The sequence below is a fragment of the Herbiconiux sp. genome (assembly GCF_004297105.1).
Lineage (GTDB): Bacteria > Actinomycetota > Actinomycetes > Actinomycetales > Microbacteriaceae > Herbiconiux.
Window position 1 is genome coordinate 186,837 of sequence record NZ_SCVE01000012.1, and the last position, 17,046, is coordinate 203,882.

General features: G+C 70.3%; 17 protein-coding genes. 4 read left to right on the plus strand and 13 right to left on the minus strand.

Annotation, left to right across the window (positions count from 1 at the left end; all coding sequences use genetic code 11):
- Nucleotides 1-135 precede the first annotated feature (135 nt).
- From mtnB to EPO52_RS07250, 4 genes are read right to left on the minus strand one after another with little or no spacing between them, the layout of a single operon-like run.
- The gene (mtnB, locus tag EPO52_RS07235) at nucleotides 136-846 is read right to left on the minus strand and encodes a methylthioribulose 1-phosphate dehydratase (protein ID WP_290804058.1); all 711 of its coding nucleotides are present in this window, start codon (nucleotides 844-846) and stop codon (nucleotides 136-138) included.
- Nucleotides 843-1,616, minus strand: coding sequence for an acireductone synthase (mtnC, locus tag EPO52_RS07240; protein ID WP_290804060.1), 774 nt, complete (start codon nucleotides 1,614-1,616; stop codon nucleotides 843-845). The genes mtnB and mtnC overlap by 4 nt, the downstream gene beginning before the upstream one ends.
- Nucleotides 1,613-2,809: a phosphotransferase gene (locus EPO52_RS07245; protein ID WP_290804062.1), complete on the minus strand. Its 1,197-nt coding sequence runs from the start codon at nucleotides 2,807-2,809 to the stop codon at nucleotides 1,613-1,615. The genes mtnC and EPO52_RS07245 overlap by 4 nt, the downstream gene beginning before the upstream one ends.
- On the minus strand, nucleotides 2,806-3,879 hold the full coding sequence (locus EPO52_RS07250) for a hypothetical protein (RefSeq protein WP_290804064.1): 1,074 nt from the start codon (nucleotides 3,877-3,879) through the stop codon (nucleotides 2,806-2,808). Before EPO52_RS07250 ends, EPO52_RS07245 begins: the two co-directional genes overlap by 4 nt.
- Before the next feature lie 82 nt (nucleotides 3,880-3,961).
- Between EPO52_RS07250 and EPO52_RS07255 the strand changes: the two genes are divergently transcribed.
- The gene (locus tag EPO52_RS07255) at nucleotides 3,962-4,663 is read left to right on the plus strand and encodes a DUF2510 domain-containing protein (protein ID WP_290804066.1); all 702 of its coding nucleotides are present in this window, start codon (nucleotides 3,962-3,964) and stop codon (nucleotides 4,661-4,663) included.
- Here the strand turns inward: EPO52_RS07255 and EPO52_RS07260 are convergent.
- From EPO52_RS07260 to EPO52_RS07295, 8 genes are all read right to left on the minus strand, one after another.
- Nucleotides 4,654-5,331, minus strand: a complete 678-nt coding sequence (locus EPO52_RS07260; protein WP_290804068.1) for an HAD hydrolase-like protein — start codon at nucleotides 5,329-5,331, stop codon at nucleotides 4,654-4,656. The genes EPO52_RS07255 and EPO52_RS07260 overlap by 10 nt on opposite strands.
- 157 nt (nucleotides 5,332-5,488) lie before the next feature.
- On the minus strand, nucleotides 5,489-6,364 hold the full coding sequence (locus EPO52_RS07265) for an endo alpha-1,4 polygalactosaminidase (protein WP_290804070.1): 876 nt from the start codon (nucleotides 6,362-6,364) through the stop codon (nucleotides 5,489-5,491).
- A 44-nt stretch (nucleotides 6,365-6,408) separates the two neighbouring features.
- On the minus strand, nucleotides 6,409-7,110 hold the full coding sequence (locus EPO52_RS07270; RefSeq protein ID WP_290804072.1) for a response regulator transcription factor: 702 nt from the start codon (nucleotides 7,108-7,110) through the stop codon (nucleotides 6,409-6,411).
- Nucleotides 7,107-8,534: a histidine kinase gene (locus EPO52_RS07275; RefSeq protein ID WP_290804074.1), complete on the minus strand. Its 1,428-nt coding sequence runs from the start codon at nucleotides 8,532-8,534 to the stop codon at nucleotides 7,107-7,109. The genes EPO52_RS07270 and EPO52_RS07275 overlap by 4 nt, the downstream gene beginning before the upstream one ends.
- On the minus strand, nucleotides 8,477-9,298 hold the full coding sequence (locus EPO52_RS07280; protein ID WP_290804076.1) for an ABC transporter permease: 822 nt from the start codon (nucleotides 9,296-9,298) through the stop codon (nucleotides 8,477-8,479). Before EPO52_RS07280 ends, EPO52_RS07275 begins: the two co-directional genes overlap by 58 nt.
- Nucleotides 9,295-10,236 carry an ABC transporter ATP-binding protein gene (locus EPO52_RS07285; protein WP_290804078.1) on the minus strand — a complete coding sequence of 314 codons (942 nt, stop codon included), beginning with the start codon at nucleotides 10,234-10,236 and terminating at the stop codon, nucleotides 9,295-9,297. The genes EPO52_RS07280 and EPO52_RS07285 overlap by 4 nt, the downstream gene beginning before the upstream one ends.
- 207 nt (nucleotides 10,237-10,443) lie before the next feature.
- Nucleotides 10,444-12,615, minus strand: a complete 2,172-nt coding sequence (locus tag EPO52_RS07290; protein WP_290804079.1) for an acyl-CoA dehydrogenase — start codon at nucleotides 12,613-12,615, stop codon at nucleotides 10,444-10,446.
- Nucleotides 12,616-12,716: 101 nt separating this feature from the next.
- Nucleotides 12,717-13,961, minus strand: coding sequence for an MFS transporter (locus tag EPO52_RS07295; RefSeq protein WP_290804080.1), 1,245 nt, complete (start codon nucleotides 13,959-13,961; stop codon nucleotides 12,717-12,719).
- 65 nt (nucleotides 13,962-14,026) lie between these two features.
- Between EPO52_RS07295 and EPO52_RS07300 the strand changes: the two genes are divergently transcribed.
- Nucleotides 14,027-14,530: a helix-turn-helix domain-containing protein gene (locus EPO52_RS07300; RefSeq protein ID WP_290804081.1), complete on the plus strand. Its 504-nt coding sequence runs from the start codon at nucleotides 14,027-14,029 to the stop codon at nucleotides 14,528-14,530.
- 143 nt (nucleotides 14,531-14,673) lie between these two features.
- Here EPO52_RS07300 and EPO52_RS07305 read toward each other — a convergent pair whose 3' ends face one another.
- Nucleotides 14,674-15,405 carry a lysophospholipid acyltransferase family protein gene (locus EPO52_RS07305; protein ID WP_290804083.1) on the minus strand — a complete coding sequence of 244 codons (732 nt, stop codon included), beginning with the start codon at nucleotides 15,403-15,405 and terminating at the stop codon, nucleotides 14,674-14,676.
- Between the two features lie 135 nt (nucleotides 15,406-15,540).
- On the opposite strand from EPO52_RS07305, the gene EPO52_RS07310 reads away from it, so the two are divergent.
- A complete protein-coding gene (locus EPO52_RS07310) occupies nucleotides 15,541-16,236 on the plus strand; it encodes a DUF3105 domain-containing protein (RefSeq protein ID WP_290804084.1) in 696 nt (231 codons plus the stop codon).
- 5 nt (nucleotides 16,237-16,241) lie between these two features.
- Nucleotides 16,242-17,036: a DUF305 domain-containing protein gene (locus EPO52_RS07315; RefSeq protein WP_290804085.1), complete on the plus strand. Its 795-nt coding sequence runs from the start codon at nucleotides 16,242-16,244 to the stop codon at nucleotides 17,034-17,036.
- Nucleotides 17,037-17,046 lie beyond the last annotated feature (10 nt).

Sequence of the window (17,046 nt, forward strand, 5' to 3'; positions counted from 1 at the left end):
GCATACGCACCCGGGTTGCCACAACATGTGGCAACCGCCGACACGCGGATGCCCCCGCGGGCGCAAGTCCGCTTGCCACAAGTTGTGGCGTGCGCACGCGGGTTGCCACATGTTGTGGCAACCCGCGTGGGCACCTCAGCGGGTGGCGAGCGCGATCTGCAGCAGTGCCTCGGTGAGCTCGAGGTGCCAGCGCGCCTGACGCAGGTCGGCGCCCCAGGCGTAGATGCCGTGGTCGGCCACGATGAGAGCGGGCACCTCGCCGACCGAATCGGTGCGGCCCGTGTAGACGCGCTCGAAGGCATCGCCGAGCACGCGCATGTCCTGATGGTTCTGCACCACGGGGATGACCACCCGCTCGCCGTGGGCACTGTGACCGATGCCCTTCAGCATCTCGAGGTCGTGCAGCACCACGCCCTCGGGCCAGGCGCGTCCCGCGCGCACGGCGGCCAGGGCGTGCACGTGGATGCCGGCACCCGCACCGGTCACCCGGGCGATGCGGGCGTGCAGGCCCGCCTCGGCCGAGGGCTTGCGGGCCAGCCCGAGCGACTCGGTGAGGCCGTCGTCGGCACCCGCGCCCGAACCGGTCCAGTCGCCGTTGCCATCGACCAGCACGATGTCCGAAGCCGTGAGCTCGCCCTTGTCGAGCCCGGATGCCGTCACCGCCAGCCGCAGCGGGTCGCGGTCGAGCGTGATCGACAGGTTTCCGGCAGTGCCGGGCATCCAGCCGAGCGCCGCGAAACGCGCCGCCTCCGCCGCCAGCGCCGCCCCCGCATCCGTGACCGTCGAAGCGGTCAGGCCCTCGGGCGAGAAGACGTTGGGCGCCCAGGCGCCCGTGCCGGTGCTCACGAGGGCACGACCTCCACGTCGTCGAACGACGAGACGACGGATGAGCCCCCGAAGTCGGCCTCGAAGAACGGCTCGCCCTCGCGCGAGAACGCCACGACCTGCCAGCCGGCCTCGAGGGCCGCCGACACCTCGCCCGGGTTGTCGGTGAAGAACACGATCTCCGCCGCGGGAACGCCGAGCGCCGCCGCGATGCGGTCGTACGACGACGACTCCTTCTTCGGGCCCGCCTTGATGGTGTCGAAGTAGTCGGTGATGAGCGACGTGAGGTCGCCGTCGGGCGAGTGCCGGAACCACGGCACCTGCGAGGCCACCGAGCCCGACGAGAACACCGCGAGGCCGAGGCCGTGCGCGTGCCACTCGCGCAGCTTCGGGATGACGTCGTCGAAGAAGTGCGACGAGATCTCGTCGCGCGCGAAGCCCTCGGCCCAGATCTGTCCCTGCACGGTCTTGAGCGGCGTGGCCTTGACGTCGCGTTCCATCCACTCGTGCATGACGGCCACGATCTCGTCGGTGGAGGCATCCGTCGGCAGCGACGCGTCGTGGATGACCTGCGCGCGCGCCTCGGCGATCGCGGGGTCGGAGGCGTGCGCGTCGAGCCAGGCGGCGAGGCGCGGGCGCGCGTAGTCGTAGAGGTCGCCCAGGATGAAGCCGGCCGCGCTCGTGGTGCCCTCGAGGTCGACCACGAGGTACTTCGCATCGACGACGAGCGGATCAGGCGTGGGGGTGGGCTCGGGCGTCAGCGCGGATTCGGGGTGCGGGGCGTCGGTCACGAGGAGGTCCTTCCGGAGGCGGGTGAACGGGCGGGATCGGCGGGCGACTCGGTGCCCGTGAGGAGGTGATGGCGGGCTGCATCGAAAAGACGCACCGAGGCATCCGCCCGGGCGGGTTCCGGCAGCGACTCGATGTCGGCGGCGTGCGAGTAGCCTGCGGCACGGCGGATGCCCTCGACCCCGGCGAAGCGCCAGGCGTCGGCCACGATCGTGGCGAGGGTGCTGTCGTCGTTCCAGGCGGCGGCGAAGGCGTCGAGGCTCGCCGGGATGGCGGCCGAGCGTGCGCGGGCGAGGTCGTGCGCCCCCACCACGTCGGCGGCGATCGCGGCAATCTCCAGGTTGGCCCAGAACAGCCCGAGGTCCATTCCGATCGGCCCCACGAAGCTGAACTCCGGGTCGAACACCTTCACGAGCTGCCGATCGTCGGCGGGAGCACGCCCCACCATCACCGATCCGGAGTGCAGGTCACCGTGGATGAGCGCCTCATGCCGCTCGAGGAATATGCCCCGCACGTGGGCCACGGCCTCGCGCACCGCGGAGTTGCCGCGCAGCGCCCGCACCCGCTCGTCGAGCGCGGGATGCCAGTGGTTGTGCTCGTGCTCGCGGTACGGCTCATCGAGCACCACGTCGAGCGTGAGGGCACAGAGTTCGGGGTTCGCCGCGAGGGCCACCAGCTCGGCGTGCGCGGTCGCGCCGAGCGCGGCAACGGATGTCGACACGGCCAGTTCACCCACGAAGCGCCCCACCACGGCGCCGAGTCCTGCGAGATCCAGCGTCGACGACGCAGAAGCACCGGATGCCAGCTCCGCCACGAGAACGTCGCGCAGCACCTCGAGCCCCGAGAGGTCTTCCATGACGATCACGTACCGGTCGGCGTCGAACGCCACCACGGCGGGGATCGACTCCGGCACCCGCGAGGCGAGCAGCTCGTACGTGCGCGCCTCCGAGGCGATGCGCGCCGGGTCGATCGGCCATTCCGGGCCCGCCACCTGCACCCAGGGCGGCGCCTGCTTGACCGCGAGCGACCCGAGGGGACCTCGGGCGATGAAGACCCGGTTCATGTTGCCGGCGGTGACCTCCACCACCTCGACGACCTCCGCGTCGGCGGCCAGCCGCCCCAGGTGACCGGCCTCCGCGAGGTAGCGCACCACGTCGTCGCGCGTGACGAGCAGCTCGTACGGAGAGTCGGTCATGCCGATGCTCCCGCAACGGCCGGCGCGAAGTAGTCGGACACCCGCTCCGGCACGAACACCCCGCGATCGGTGGCGATGCGGGTGACGAAACGCGGCGGCGTCACGTCGAAGGCGGGGTACCAGGCATCCGTGACCAGGGCGGATGCCGTGCGCCGGCCGAGCGTGTGCAGCACCTCGGCGGGGTCGCGCTGCTCCATCACGATGTCGGCGGCCGTGGGCGCCTCGGGATCGGGCGACTGCACGAGCGCGTAGAACGGCACATCGAACGCCGACGCGGCGATCGCGAGGCCGAGCGTGCCCACCTTGTTCACGACGCTGCCATCGAGTGCCACACGGTCGGCTGCCGTGACGAGCGCATCGATCGGGCCGATGGCCGAGCCGGGAGCGAGCGCCGCAGCGCCCATGCTGTCGGTGATGAGGGTGACGTGCTCGCCGAATTCGGCGAGCGTGTGCGCGGTGAGCCGGGCACCCTGCAGGTAGGGGCGCGTCTCGGTGGCCACCCAGTCGAAGCGCTTGCCCACCTCGCGGGCCGCCCGTACGAGCTCGATCAGGTAGCTGTCCATCCAGCAGTGGGTGAGCAGGCGGGCGCCGTCGGGCAGCAGCTCGACGGCGGCGGTGGCGAGGCGGTGGCTGCGCTCCCGGTAGAGACGCGCGCCGGAGCGCGCCGCATCGACTGCGGCCTCGACGAGCTGCGCGGTCGTGGCACCGGGAGCCTGGGCGGCCTCGTCGACGGCGGCGAGCACGCGCTGAACGGCTTCGCGCGGGTGGTTGTTGGTGGGCCGCGCGGTCTCGAGGGCGTGGCCGGCGACGCGCATCCGCTCGCGGGCCGCATCCGGAGCGAGGCCGGTCAGCTGACCGGCCGTGATCTCGAGCCCGGCGTAGGCGGCATACAGAGGGCCCGAGCTCTGGGTGACCATCGCGGCGATGGCCGCGGCCACCTCCTCGGCGTCATGCGCCGTGACCCAGTCGACCGCCTCGGGAAAGACCCGGCGATCGAGGATGCGCACGACCCCGCCCTCGACGCGAACGGAGTCGTCGAGCGCGGGTGTGTTGCCGAAGCCAGTGCTCATGCCCATCCCGTCGAAGTCCCCAGACGAGGATACCGGTTCGGTGGGCATCGTATGCTTGCCTCGTCCGTCAGAAAGGGACCACGTGAGCGACTCGACCGGCAACCCCACCACCTCATCCGGCAGCACCCCGCCCGGCTGGCATGCCGACCCCGCCGGGTCACCTCAGCTGCGCTGGTGGGACGGCACGCAGTGGACCGAGCACCTGCAGTGGCCGCACGCAGGCGCCCAAGCCGCATCGAGCTACCCCTCCGCTCCCGCCTACGCGTTCACGCCGCAGCCCATCGCCACGGTACCCCCGGGTGCGCCGGTGTACGGCCCCCTCATCTGGGCCATCACCTTGATGCCGCTGCTCAACCTCCTGCTGCTGCCCCTCTCGTTCACCGAGTTCGACCGCGGCATCACCGAGGCCACCAATCCGTACTCGTCGTCGACCTACGGCGGCTACTCGACAGCCGGTCTGCTCGCGCAGGGCATCAGCACCCTGCTCACCTTCGCCATCGCCGCCGCGATCATCGTGCTGTCGTATTTCGACCACCGCTGGCTGCGCCGCAACGGCTTCGTGCGGCCGTTCCACTGGGCCTGGAGCTTCTTCGCCCTGGTCGGCGCCCCCGTCTACGCCATCGGCCGCTCGGTGATCGCGCGCCGTCGCTCCGGCCGTGGAATCGCCCCGATGTGGGTGTCGATCGCCCTCTACGCCCTGAGCTGGATCATCAGCATCATCGTGGTGATCGTGGTGATCCAGGCCGCCTTCAACTCGGCCGTGCTCACCGGGAGCTACACCTGAGCGACTGACCCGACGGGGTCGTCGACCTGGATGAGGCCCACGAGCTCGTCCAGCGACGAGATGACGTGGGCGGCGCCAGCTGCGCGCAACAGGCGGGCCGATTCATCCGCGAACCCCGGGCTCACGCCGACGGCGATGTAGTCGGCGGCGGAGGCGCACCGCATGTCGTCAGCCGAGTCGCCCACGTAGTAGGCGCGGGTGCGGGTGGGCCGGTGGCGCAACAGCGCCTCGAACTTGTCGTCGATCGACGCGTCGACCATGTGGAACACCGGGGGCACGGCGAGCGACCGCTGGTCGAAGCGCACCGCGGCGGCGGATGACGCCGACAACACCCCCAGCCACGCTCCGTCCTGCGCCAACGACACGAGGCACTCCGGGGCGCCGGGGCACAGGCGAGTGCGCATCGTGGAGAGCTCCGTGTTCCACTCCTCCTCGGCGGCGGGCCGGTCGTCCGCCTCGATGCCGAGCCGCCCGAGCAGCTCCGAGAACGGGAGACGGAAGCGCATCGAGAACTCGGCCTCACCGAACGCCGGCAGGCCGCGACGCCCGAGCACGAGGTTCAGAGCGGCGCGCGCGTGATCGGCGTCGACCACGATCGTGCCGTTCCAGTCGAACAGCACCATGGTGTCACCGAGGACGGCTCCCGCGCGTCGCTCGTGTCTGTTCACGTCGTCCCCGTCCGGCCGTCACGCTCGGCCATCCCGAGGTTCCGTCAATCCTCCGCCACGCACCGGAGTGCGCGACTGAGGCTCTGCCGACCTGCGGATGAACGGATCGTGAACCCTGGGAACGCCCGGCCGCACCGACCGATGCCGGGGCGGACCGTCAGCAGTACTTGGCGACGTAACCGGGTTTGTCGTCGGGCAGCAGCTTGCGGTCGCGCAGCACGCTCGCGGGAGGCAGCTGCGGATCTTCGCAGATCGCCGTCCACGTCTCCATCATGTTGTCGGAGTACTCGATGTCGATCACCTGGTCGCCGTAGACCCCGGTGTACGCGGCGCACTCGTCGTAGCGCTGGCACTCCTCGGACACGGCGAAGTCGAAGCCGATCTCGTCCCGTCCTCGCGCGCCCAGCTCCGGCGTGTTCTTCTGCCCCACGGCGAGTCCTGCGCGATGGGCGCTCGTGACCAGGAGCGTGGCGTAGGCCACGGCGTCTTCGATCCCGAAGGCGCCGTCGGCCCGGGTGAAGGAGTCGAGGTTGTCGAACTCCACGGCGTCGAAGCCAGCCCCGGCGCATCCGGCCACCGTCACGGCGATCTTGTCGGCGATCGCCGCCCGGTTGTCGGGCGTGGAGATGTCGAGGATGTTCTCGTCGGGCCAATCGGGGTCGGTGACCTTCTCGCCGGAGGCGTCGTGCAGCACGAGGGAGTTGGGCCAGAGCTCGCCGGGCTGGGTCTGGAAGCCGTTGACGTAGCAGATGGAGTAGACGTCTTTCACGGGCTGCTGGCCGCTGTCGCGTGCCACCACGGTGACGTCGGGCTCGGGATCGTAGGCCCCGCCGAGCTGGTAGTCGACCTTGGCCGCGGCGGGCAGCGGCACGACGGCGAGCGGATCGACCGGGGTGGGTGTGGGAGTGGGAGTCTCGCTCGCCGTGGGTGTGGAGGAGGTCACCGCCGCCTGACCGGAGGAATCGGCCACGCACCCGGTGAGAGCCAGTGCGGCCACGGCCACGACGCTGATGGCGAGAAGACGACGATCCACGCGATCGATGCTATTGGGCCAACCCGAGGTTCTGCCGAATCGCCTCACACCAGGCCCACCGAATAGGCGAAAATCACGGCTTGCACCCTGTCGCGCAGCTCGAGTTTCATCAGCACGCGACCGACATGGGTCTTCACGGTCGATTCCGAGAGGAACAGGCGTCCCGCGATCTCGGTGTTGGTGAGGCCCTCCGCCATGGCCACCAGCACTTCGCGCTCCCGCTCGGTGAGGGTGGCGAGAAGAGTCTGTGCGGCGGCATCCGGCGCCTGCGACGGGGAGGCGTCGACCGTGGGCGCAGGGCCCGGCAGCTGTGGCCCGAAGATCTCGAGCAGCTTCCGGGTGACGCGCGGCGACACCGCTGCGTCTCCCGAGGCCACCGCGCGGATGGCCGACACGAGTTCGGCGGGCCGCGCATCCTTCAGCAGGAAGCCGCTGGCCCCCGCGTTCAGGCCCGCGAAGGCGTACTCGTCGAGGTCGAAGGTGGTGAGGATGATGATGCGGCTGGCCGGGTTCGTCGCCACGATCGAGCGGGTGGCCTCGATGCCGTCCAGGCCGGGCATCCGTACGTCCATCAGCACCACGTCGGGCCGCAGGCGCTGCACCGCGGCGAGCGCCTCGTATCCGTCGCCGGCTTCGCCCACCACCTCGAGACCCTCTTCGGCGTCGAGCACCAGGCGCATGCCGAGGCGGATGAGCTGCTGGTCGTCGACCAGCAGGATGCGGATGGGGGCGGCGGGGTCGGTCATCGGTCTCCGTCTGAGGTCGGTACGGGGGCAGGTGCGGGGGCGGCAGCCGGGGCGGGTGCGGCCGGGTGGGTGGGCATCGTGACCGCGGCGACGGGCAGTACGGCGCGCACCCGCCAGCCGCGGCTTCCGGCAGGCCCCGTCTCGACCCGCCCACCGTAGACGGCCACGCGCTCGCGCATGCCGATGATGCCGCGGCCCGAGCCGGCCGACGGCGCACCGCGACCGGGATCGATCCCGTCGTCGCTCACCTCGATGGTGATGCCGCCCGAATCGTACGCGAGAACGACATCCACCGCCGTCACCTGCACGGCGTAGCGCAGCGCATTCGTGAGCGCCTCCTGGAGCACGCGGAAGACGGTGAGCTGCAGCACCGGATCGGCGGGCGGGTCCCCGTGCACGGTGTAGCGAACGGGAAGGCCTGCGGCGCGGAACGAGGCGATGAGCTCGGGCAGCTCGCTCACCCCGGGCTGGGGCGCGAGCGCGGCATCCGCTGCCCCCGGCGCCTCGGTGAGCACGCCGAGCGAGCGTCGCACGTCGGCGAGAGCGCGCCGGGCCGTGATGCCGGTCTGGCGCACGGCCTCGCGCGCGGTCTCGGGTGAGCGGTCGAGGCTCGCTTCTGCCCCGTCGGAGAGCGCCACGATCACGGTGAGGCTGTGCGCCACGATGTCGTGCATCTCCCGGGCGATGCGCGCCCGTTCGGCCGCCGCCGCGAGCTGCGCCCGCTGGTCGCGTTCGCGCGCGAGCTGGGCCGCCCGGTCGAGGAGTGCCTGGATGTAGCGCCGACGGTTACCGAAGGTGATGCCCACGAGGGTGGCGATCACGAACACGAGGGCGGAGAGCACCGCGTTGCCGATATTGCCCGCCAGGTCGTCGGGCGAGTAGATGAGCAACGACCCGGTGCTGGCGGCCACAGCGATGGCGACCCAGATCCAGGCCGAGCGCGCCGTGCGGTAGACCGCGAGGGCGTAGAGCGCGAACATCATGGGCAGCCCGTCCGCCTGCGAGGCGGGGCTGATCGGCACGAGCAGCGCCACCGCGCAGATGGTGGCGGTGATCACCGGCACGTGCCGCCGGAACAGCAGGCCGACGCTCACCGCCGCCGTGACGTAGAGGGCGGCCCCCGCGAAGATCGGACTGCTCCGCACGGGGTCGTCGCCCCAGGGCGCCGCCCCCATGACCGTGAGCACGAAGAGCACGAGCGAGGCGATGCCGACCGGCACCGCGTACGCCGCGGCGATCAGGCTGTCGAGCAGCCACGGATGCCTGGTGAAGAACGAGCGGATGAACCCCGGCGGTTTGGGCAGACGCAGATCCTCGGCGCCGGACGGGAAGGCCGGCGCCGAGGACGTGGTCTGTGGAGCCGAGGTCAGGCGTCCCTCCGTTTCAGCAGCACGGCGGCGGGAACCGCGAACACCGTGACCCACCCGAGCATAACCAGCACGGCCTGCCAGGGCTCGAAGATGTCGCTGCCGAAGAAGAGGCCCTGGCCCACCGAGCCGGGCAGCCACTGGCCGAGCACGGTCGACCAGTCGGCCACGATGAAGCTCAGCACGCTCGGCACCACGAGCAGCAGGCCGACGGCCGCAGCGATGCCGGCGGCGGTGTGGCGGAGCAGGGCTCCGATGAAGAAGGCGACGAGACCGACGAGGGCCAGGTAGCCGGCGCCGCCCACGAGGTGGGCCCAGACATCCGGGTCACCGAGGTCGGAGGTGATGCCCTTCGAGTCGAGCATCGGCCAGGTCACCGCGTAGGCCGCGATGATGGCGAGGAGGCCCACCACGAAGGTGCTCACGCCGAACACGAGCGCTTTCGCCCAGAGCACGGGCAGGCGCTTGGGTACTGCGGTGAGGCTCGAGCGGATCTGCCCGGTGCCGTACTCCCCGCTGATCACCAGCACGCCCAGCACCGCGATCACGAGCTGGTTGAAGATCAGCCCGATGCTCGCGGCGAACACAGCGGTCTGTGCGGCTCCTTGGCTGGGGTCGCCGAAGCGGTCCTGGCTGAGCACCATCAGCGCGCCCATGCCGATCTGCAGGGCGAACAGGATGGCCCAGATCCAGACGGTGGAGCGCAGGGTGGTGAGCTTGATCCACTCGCTCCTCAGCACTCCCGAGAAGCGCAGGCGCGCATCCGCAACCGGGCGGAGCGTGGCGCGGGCCACGACGGGGGTCTCGACGGCGGCGGTCATCGAGCCACCTCCTCGGCGAGCGGCGCGGCATCCGGGGTGACGGCTGTGCGGTACTCCACTTCGTCGCGGGTGAGCTGCATGTAGGCGTCTTCGAGTGAACCGCTGATGGTGGTGAGCTCGTGCAGGGCGACACCGATCGAGAGCGCGGCGTCGCCGATCACCTCGGCGCCGAGCCCGCGTACCTCGATGGTGTCGGCCGCGACACCGGTGACGGTGACGTCGGGCTGCGTGAGCCGGCGGGCCACGTCGTCGATGCGCGGGCTGCGCACCCGCACGAACGTCTGAGTGGAGCCGACGATGTCGGCCACCGTGGAGTCGGCCACGATGCGGCCCTTGCCGAGCACGATGATGTGGTCGGCCGTGACGGCCATCTCGCTCATCAGGTGGCTCGAGAGCAGCACGGTGCGACCCTCGGCGGCGAGCTGCCGAACGAAGCCGCGCACCCAGAGCACGCCCTCCGGGTCGAGACCGTTCACGGGCTCGTCGAGGATGAGCGTGGCCGGGTCGCCGAGCAGCGCGGCAGCGAGACCGAGGCGCTGACCCATCCCGAGCGAGAAGCCGCCGACGCGTTTGCGGGCGACGGTGTGCAGGCCGGTGAGGTCGATCACCTCGTCGACGCGGCGGGTGGGGATGCCGTGGGTCGCCGCGATGCCGCGCAGGTGGTTGCGGGCGCTGCGGCCGGTGTGCACGGCCTTCGCCTCGAGCAGGGCGCCCACCTCGTGGAGGGGCGAACGGTGCTCGGCGTAGGGCTTGCCGTTGACGAGCACTCGGCCCTGGGTGGGGCGGTCGAGCCCCACGATCATGCGCATGGTGGTGGACTTGCCGGCGCCGTTGGGGCCGAGGAATCCGGTCACCTGTCCGGGTCGCACGGTGAAGCTCACGTCGTTCACGGCGGTGCGGGCACCGTAGCGTTTGGTCAGGGAAGTCGCCTCGATCATGGGTTCTCCTGTGGTGTGATGGGCGCTCTCTGCGCCACATCTCCACGCTACGGATGCAGCCCTCCCGCCTCATCCGCCCCAGGTGCCGCCTCGGCCCGCCGCTCTACTCCCCCAGTAGTACCGAGGTACCACCGCCCTCATCGCGACTCGCCAAAAAACGGTCTCGAACCTGGGTTTTGGACCGTTTTTTGGCGAGTCGCGAGGAGGTCAGGGGCGCTTGGGCTTCTTCTCCGGGGAAGGGAGGGTTCCCGCGGCGCGGGCCTCGCGGTAGTAGTCGCGCGCCTCGGTCTGGCGGGCCTTCTCGGCGCCCGTGGCGATGGCGGCGCGCACGTGCTCGGGGCCGTAGCCGAAGGCCTTCACGAGGTCCTGCGCGTGGGGCCGGATGCGCGCCGCCAGGCGCTCGGTGTAGAGTCCCACTGCCTGGGCCCGCTTCGGCGAGAGGCGGCCGTTCATCAGGTACCAGGCGAGGTGCTTCTCCACGAGACCGAGTCCGAAGAGGTCGCGCAGCCAGGTGAGCACGACCCGCGTGCCGTCGTCCATGCCGGATGTCAGCCCCGCCTCGCCCTCGAGCGCCTCGGTGAACGCCTCCCACTGCAGCAGTTCCGCGTGGGCGCGCGCCGCCTCGATGATCTGAGCCTGGTGCAGGTTGAAGAGGTCGGCCGCATCCTTCTTCGAGAGCTTCGACGCCGGGCGCAGAGCACCGGCGATCTCGGCCACCATCGTCTCGACCCGGTCGGTGAGCAGCTGACGCTGAGCGGATGCCTCGCGCAGCTGTCCGACGGAGCGCGCGGTCGATCCGAGGTCGGCCACGCGCTGCGCCAGCGAGCGGAGTCCGCTGCTGTTCACCGTGCGGTCGGCGGCCTGCTCCACCACATAGCGGGCGAGCACACCGAAGTCGGCCTTGGCGAAGCGGCGGCTGTAGTCGCTGAGCAGACGCTTGGCCACGAGCTGCAGCAGCACGTGGTTGTCCCCCTCGAACGTGGCGTAGATGTCGAGGTCGGCGCGCAGGCCGACGAGGCGGTTCTCGGCGAGGAAGCCTGCCCCGCCGCAGGCTTCCCGGGCCTCCTGCAACGTCTCGAGCGCATGCCACGTGCTCAGGGGCTTGAGCGCGGCGGCCAGGGTCTCGAGATCCTGACGGTCTTCGTCGGTGTCTGCGGCCCCGGAGAACACCTGATCGAACTTCGTGAGCAGCTGCTCGTGCGCGAAGCTCGCGGCATAGGTGGTGGCCAGCTTGGGGATGAGCCTCTTCTGGTGCAGCTGATAGTCGAGCAGCACCTCTTCGTCGGTATCGCTGCCGGCCGTGAACTGTCGGCGCTCGTTGCCGTAGGTGATGGCGATGGTGAGCGCGATCTTCGCCGCGGCGACGGATGCGCCATCCAGCGACACCCGGCCCTGCACGAGCGTGCCCAGCATCGTGAAGAATCGGCGGCCGGGGCTCTCGATGCTGGAGGAGTAGGTGCCGTCCTCGGCCACGTCGCCGTAGCGGTTCAGCAGGTTGGCGCGCGGGATGCGCACGTCGGTGAAGTGCAGGCGGCCGTTGTCGATGCCGTTGAGTCCACCCTTCAGGCCGTCGTCCTCTCCCCCGACACCGGGCAGGAAGTCGCCTGTGGCTGCATCCCGGATCGGCACGTAGAAGGCGTGCACGCCGTGGTTGACGTTCTTGGTGACGAGTTGGGCGAACACCACGGCCGCGATGCCGTCTTTGGCCGCGTTGCCCAGGTAGTCCTTCCAGGCACCGCGGAACGGGGTGTCGAGCACGAACTCCTGGGTGGCCTCGTCGTAGGTGGCCGTGGTGCCGATGGCCGCGACATCCGACCCGTGGCCCGTCTCGGTCATGGCGAAGGCGCCGGGCACCTCGAGGCTCATGATGCCGGGCAGGAAGGTGTCGTGGTGGTACTGCGTGCCGAGGTGCAGAACCGCGGCACCGAAGAGACCCCACTGAACCCCCGACTTGATCTGCAGCGACGGATCCGCGGTGACGAGCTCCTCGAAGCCCGCGATGTTGCCACCGTGGTCGTCTTCGCCGCCGAGCGACTTCGGGAACGCCCGGTGCACCTGCCCGTTCTCGACCAGCAGCTTCAGCTGGCCGAACACGCGCTCGCGGTGCTCAGGGTAGGTCTGACCTTCGACGCGCTGCAGCTCGGGGCGCGCCGTCAGCTCACGGGCGCCGAGCCGAACGGCGGCCCACGTGCCGAGGAGATACTCGCCGAGCCACTCGACGTCGGTGCGGGCGACGACCACGTCGTTCGTGCTCGCGCGGCGGTCACCGGCGCCTGCGGATGCTGCACCGCGCTTCAGGACGCGTGCCGAATCGTCGAGCTCTTTCTCGATCTCCTGCGCTTCGTTCGTGGGGTTGCTGGTGTCGACCGTGTCCGTCATGCCTCCACGCTAGAACTCGGTACGGGGACGCGGAAATGTCCCGTTCGCGGCCTACAACTCCGCCCGCCGACGCCTGGCGGGCGACTGTCGGGTTCCCACAGTCAGGAGCGGGTTTCGAGTGACGAGTGAGACAAAGCAGGGGAGGGCGAATCCGATCGCCGTGCCCGGGCGACGTCGATCAGAGCGAACAGGATGGCGGCCACGGCGAGCACGCCGAGGAGCGGCGCCATGATGTCGACCGCGACACCGAGACCGAGCGCTGTGGCGAGCGCGCCGGCACCCACCGCCGTGAGCGCCTGAAGCAGGTAGGAGAACAAGTAGACCAGCGAGAGAGTACCCCCGCGATGGCGCACGGGTGCCGCCTTGTTGATGAGGCCGAGGCCGCCGGTGAAGGCGAAGGAGTAGCCGATGCCACCCACGATGCACCAGGCGAAGAAGAGCGGCAGCGATCCCCAGGCTGCTGCGCCGGCCATGACGAGCAGGCCGCCCAGCGACAGGATGCCGCCCACCACGATCGACACGTGCGCCGGCACCCCGCGCAAGAAGAGGGCGGTCATCCCGATCGCGATCGACGAGACGCCGAGCAGAGCACCGATCACGAGCAGATCGGTGGTGCCGGTGAGTTCACGGGCCATCTGGGCGCCGAGCGAGAGGAAGATCGCGCCCACGCTGTAGGCCACCGACACCGAGAGCACTGCGGCGATGAAGGCGAGCAGCATGCCCCGCGGCATCCGGATGGCTTTCGGCTTCCAGCTCGGTGCGCCGAGCCCCGCCGTGTCTGACGGCGTGAGTCCGACCGCCACGAACACGAGTGCGGCGACGACGAAGAGCACGGCGAACGAGAGCACCAGCGGGAACGGTGCGTATTGCGCCAGGAAGCCGGAGAGGATGAGGGCGACGGTGAGCCCCGTGGCGGTCGACGCCGTGGTGAGGGTGCTCGCGACGCGGGGGTTCGGCGAGGTGTTGTTCTCGACCAGGGCCGCACTGGCGGCGCCAAGGGCGAAACCGGTTCCCAGGCCTTGGAGGATTCGGCCGGCGAAGAGCCAGCCGACATTCGGCGCCAGCGCGAACACCGCCGCCGCGATCGCGATCAGCGCGACGCCGAGCAGCATCGCGCGGCGTCGGCCGATGCTGTCGGAGAGGCCACCGAAGAACAGCAGAACGATCAGCAGGGCGAGCGGATAGGCGCCGAACACGGAGGTGGTGACCACCGCGGGCAGGTGCCACTCGGCGGCATACACCGGGTACAGCACGCTCGGCGCCCCGCTGGCCCAGAGGCAGAGGGCGAGCACGGCCGCCGCCGACCAGAACGTGCCCCGCCGGGCGAAGCGCCACGAATTCGTCATGGGGCGACCCTAATCGCTCTGAGTTGGAATTTCCAATTTAGATGCGATCGTCGTACTCTGTGGGCATGAACGAGATCGTGGACACCGCCGTCGACGCCGCCTCCGCCGCTGCGTCAGCCGACCTCGTCGCGCGCTGCCAGATCGTGCGCACCCTCGACATCGTGGGCGAGAAGTGGTCGCTGCTGATCGTGCGAGACGCTTTCCGGGGGCGCACCCGCTTCTCCGAGTTCCGTGACTCGCTCGGGGCGCCGAGCGACATCCTCTCGAACCGCCTGGCGAAGCTGGTCGACGCCGGGGTTCTCGAGAAGCGCGGCTACCGTGACCCGGGTTCGCGCGAGCGGTTCAGCTACCACCTCACCGAGAGCGGGCAGGGCCTGTCGATCGTGCTGGGCGCCCTCGTGCAGTGGGGCGACACGTACAACCCGTACGCGGGTGGCGCGTCCTCCCGCGTGGTCGACGCGGCGAGCGGCGAGCCCGCGCGCCTCGAGTTCGTGCGGCCCGATGGGGCCGTGGTGCAGCCCGACGCCGTGGCGATCGTGCCGGGCCCGGCGGCCCGAACCGCCTGGTGAGTGCCCATCCGTCAGTTCGCGCCCTCCGGGCCACGTCGTGGGTCCGCACCTGCCGGACCCCGCCACCCACTTCCCGATCCGTCAGTTCGCGCCCCAAGAACTGCCCCTGAGGGCCACAACTGACGGATCCGCCGATGGCCGGATCAGATCGGGTCGCCCGCGCCCGACTCGGGATCGTTGCGGCGCATGGCGCGCTTGACGCGCTCCACCACGGAGGCGGCCGGCGGCTCGTTGTAGGTGCCCGCGAGTTCCTGGCCCGACATCGCGCCGATCGCGCTCATCACGTCTTCGGTCAGCCGCCGCCGCGCTCGGGCCGACGAGGCATCGCCGTAGCTCGCCGCGTCGATCGGCTCGCCGAACTGAATCGAGACAGGGCGGATGCGCGGCACCGTCGTGTCGACCGGCAACAGCTCCTGGGTGCCGCTGAGAGCGACGGGCACGATGGGGCATCCGGTGGTCAGGGCCAGCCAGGCCACGCCGGTGCGGCCTCGGTACAGGCGCCCGTCGCGAGAACGGGTTCCCTCGGGATAGATCGCGAACGCGCCGCCCGCGTCGAGCACTTCGCGGCCGCGCTCGAGCGAGTCCTGGGCGGCGGTCGCGCTGGATCGATCGACCGGGATGGCTCCGATGGACTCGAAGAAGGAACGCGAGACGCGGCCCTTCATGCCCTCGCCGGTGAAGTACTCCGCCTTCGCGAGGAAGCGCACATCGCGCGGGGCGATGAGCGTGATCACGACGCTGTCGATGAAGCTGAGATGGTTGCTGGCGAACAGCACGGGACCTTCGAGCGGCACGTTCTGCCGTCCGGTCACCGTGGGCCGGTAGACGACGCGGGCGATCGGCCGCACGACTCCCCTGGCCACAGTCTTGAACATCCCCCGATCTTCACACGAGGGGTATTCCGCTGCGGGTATGCATTCACACCGATTGCACAGACATGGATCTCCCAGGCATCCTAGGAATAGTTGTCGCTTCAACTCCTGATTTCCGCCGATACCGAAATGAGAGCCGTGCCCTCCGACTCCCCCTCCTCGATCCCGCCGAAAGCCAAAGACCAGGCGAAGAAGCTCACCGTCAAGCAGGAGCGCGATGCGCGCCGTGCCGAGAAGGTCGCTGCGATGGTGGCGGAGCAGAAGCGCCAGCAGCGCAATCGCCGTTTCGCCTGGATCGGCGGCAGCGTGGCGGGGGTGCTCGTCATAGGGCTCGTGATCGGCTTCGTGGTGTCGAGCGCGAAGCCGCAGGTCGACCCCGCGTCGATCTCGATCGGCGACCTCAAGACCTACTCCGGGCTCACCTCGAACCACGTCACGGGCACGGTCGACTACGCACAGACCCCACCCGCCGGCGGCGACCACGCGGGCGTCTGGCTGAACTGCGGCGTGTACAGCGAGGCCGTTCCGAACGAGAACGCGGTGCACGCGCTCGAGCACGGCTCCGTGTGGGTCACCTACGATCCGGCGGTGATCGATGAGGCAGGGGTGCAGAAGATCCGCTCCCAGCTGCCCGACACCTACGTCGTCGTCTCGCCCTACCCCGGCCTCCCGTCGCCCGTCGTCGCATCGGCGTGGGGCAACCAGGTGTTCATGGACTCGCCCGACGACGAGCGTCTCGGCGAGTTCGTGCAGAAGTTCTGGCGGTCCAACGACGCACCCGAGCCCGGCGCAGCCTGCACCGGCGGACTCGATGCACCCGGCAAGGTGGCCTGATCGCCGTGACGGATGAGGGCAGCGGCAGCACGGGGCCGGGCTCCGGTGAGAGCACGGCCGAGGCATCCGGTGCCCGGGCGGCTTCCACGACCGCCGCACCTCGTTCGCGGGGGCGGATCGCCCTGGCGGCGATCGTGGCGGCGGTGCTGATCGGTGTCGGCGCCTTCGCCGCAGGCTGGCTCGCCGCACCGCGCGTGCCCACCCCGGGCGACACGAGTGTGGAAGCCGGCTTCGCCCGCGACATGCAGGAGCACCACAACCAGGCCGTGGAGATGGCGATGATCATCCGCCAGCAGACCGACGACCCCGAGATCAGCTCGCTCGCCTACGACATCGCCACGTCGCAGGCGAACCAGTCGGGTCAGATGTACGGCTGGCTGAACTCGTGGGGGCTGCCGCAGGCGTCGTCGCAGCCCTCGATGACGTGGATGCTGCAGCCGACGCTCGACGACTCGGATGCCCATGCCCACGGGGGCTCCACTGCGGCCACGGCCGATCCGTCGTCGTCTTCGACCGCGGCGGCCGGGACAGCCGGGACGGAGCCGATGGTGCCGGGAGGCACCATGCCGGGCATGGCCTCCTCCGATGACATCGCACGCCTCTCGACGCTGTCGGGGGTCGAGGCGGAGCGCCTCTTCCTCGAGCTCATGATCGCCCACCACCAGGGCGGTGTGGAGATGGCGGATGCGGCCATCGCCCGCACCACGAACCCGCTCGTACTGGCGCTCGCGAACGCCGTCGTCTTCGCCCAGACGGGCGAGATCACCTACATGCAGGAACTGCTGGCCGCTCGGCAGTAGCGTCGCTGTT

Bases quoted from the DNA above. Each gene is read 5' to 3' on its own strand.
- EPO52_RS07245 (WP_290804062.1), bottom strand. From the start codon at position 2,809: ATGACCGACTCTCCGTACGAGCTGCTCGTCACGCGCGACGACGTGGTG.
- EPO52_RS07250 (WP_290804064.1), bottom strand. From the start codon at position 3,879: ATGAGCACTGGCTTCGGCAACACACCCGCGCTCGACGACTCCGTTCGC.
- EPO52_RS07270 (WP_290804072.1), bottom strand. From the start codon at position 7,110: ATGACCGACCCCGCCGCCCCCATCCGCATCCTGCTGGTCGACGACCAG.
- EPO52_RS07280 (WP_290804076.1), bottom strand. From the start codon at position 9,298: ATGACCGCCGCCGTCGAGACCCCCGTCGTGGCCCGCGCCACGCTCCGC.
- EPO52_RS07285 (WP_290804078.1), bottom strand. From the start codon at position 10,236: ATGATCGAGGCGACTTCCCTGACCAAACGCTACGGTGCCCGCACCGCC.
- EPO52_RS07290 (WP_290804079.1), bottom strand. From the start codon at position 12,615: ATGACGGACACGGTCGACACCAGCAACCCCACGAACGAAGCGCAGGAG.
- EPO52_RS07295 (WP_290804080.1), bottom strand. From the start codon at position 13,961: ATGACGAATTCGTGGCGCTTCGCCCGGCGGGGCACGTTCTGGTCGGCG.
- EPO52_RS07300 (WP_290804081.1), top strand. From the start codon at position 14,027: ATGAACGAGATCGTGGACACCGCCGTCGACGCCGCCTCCGCCGCTGCG.
- EPO52_RS07305 (WP_290804083.1), bottom strand. From the start codon at position 15,405: ATGTTCAAGACTGTGGCCAGGGGAGTCGTGCGGCCGATCGCCCGCGTC.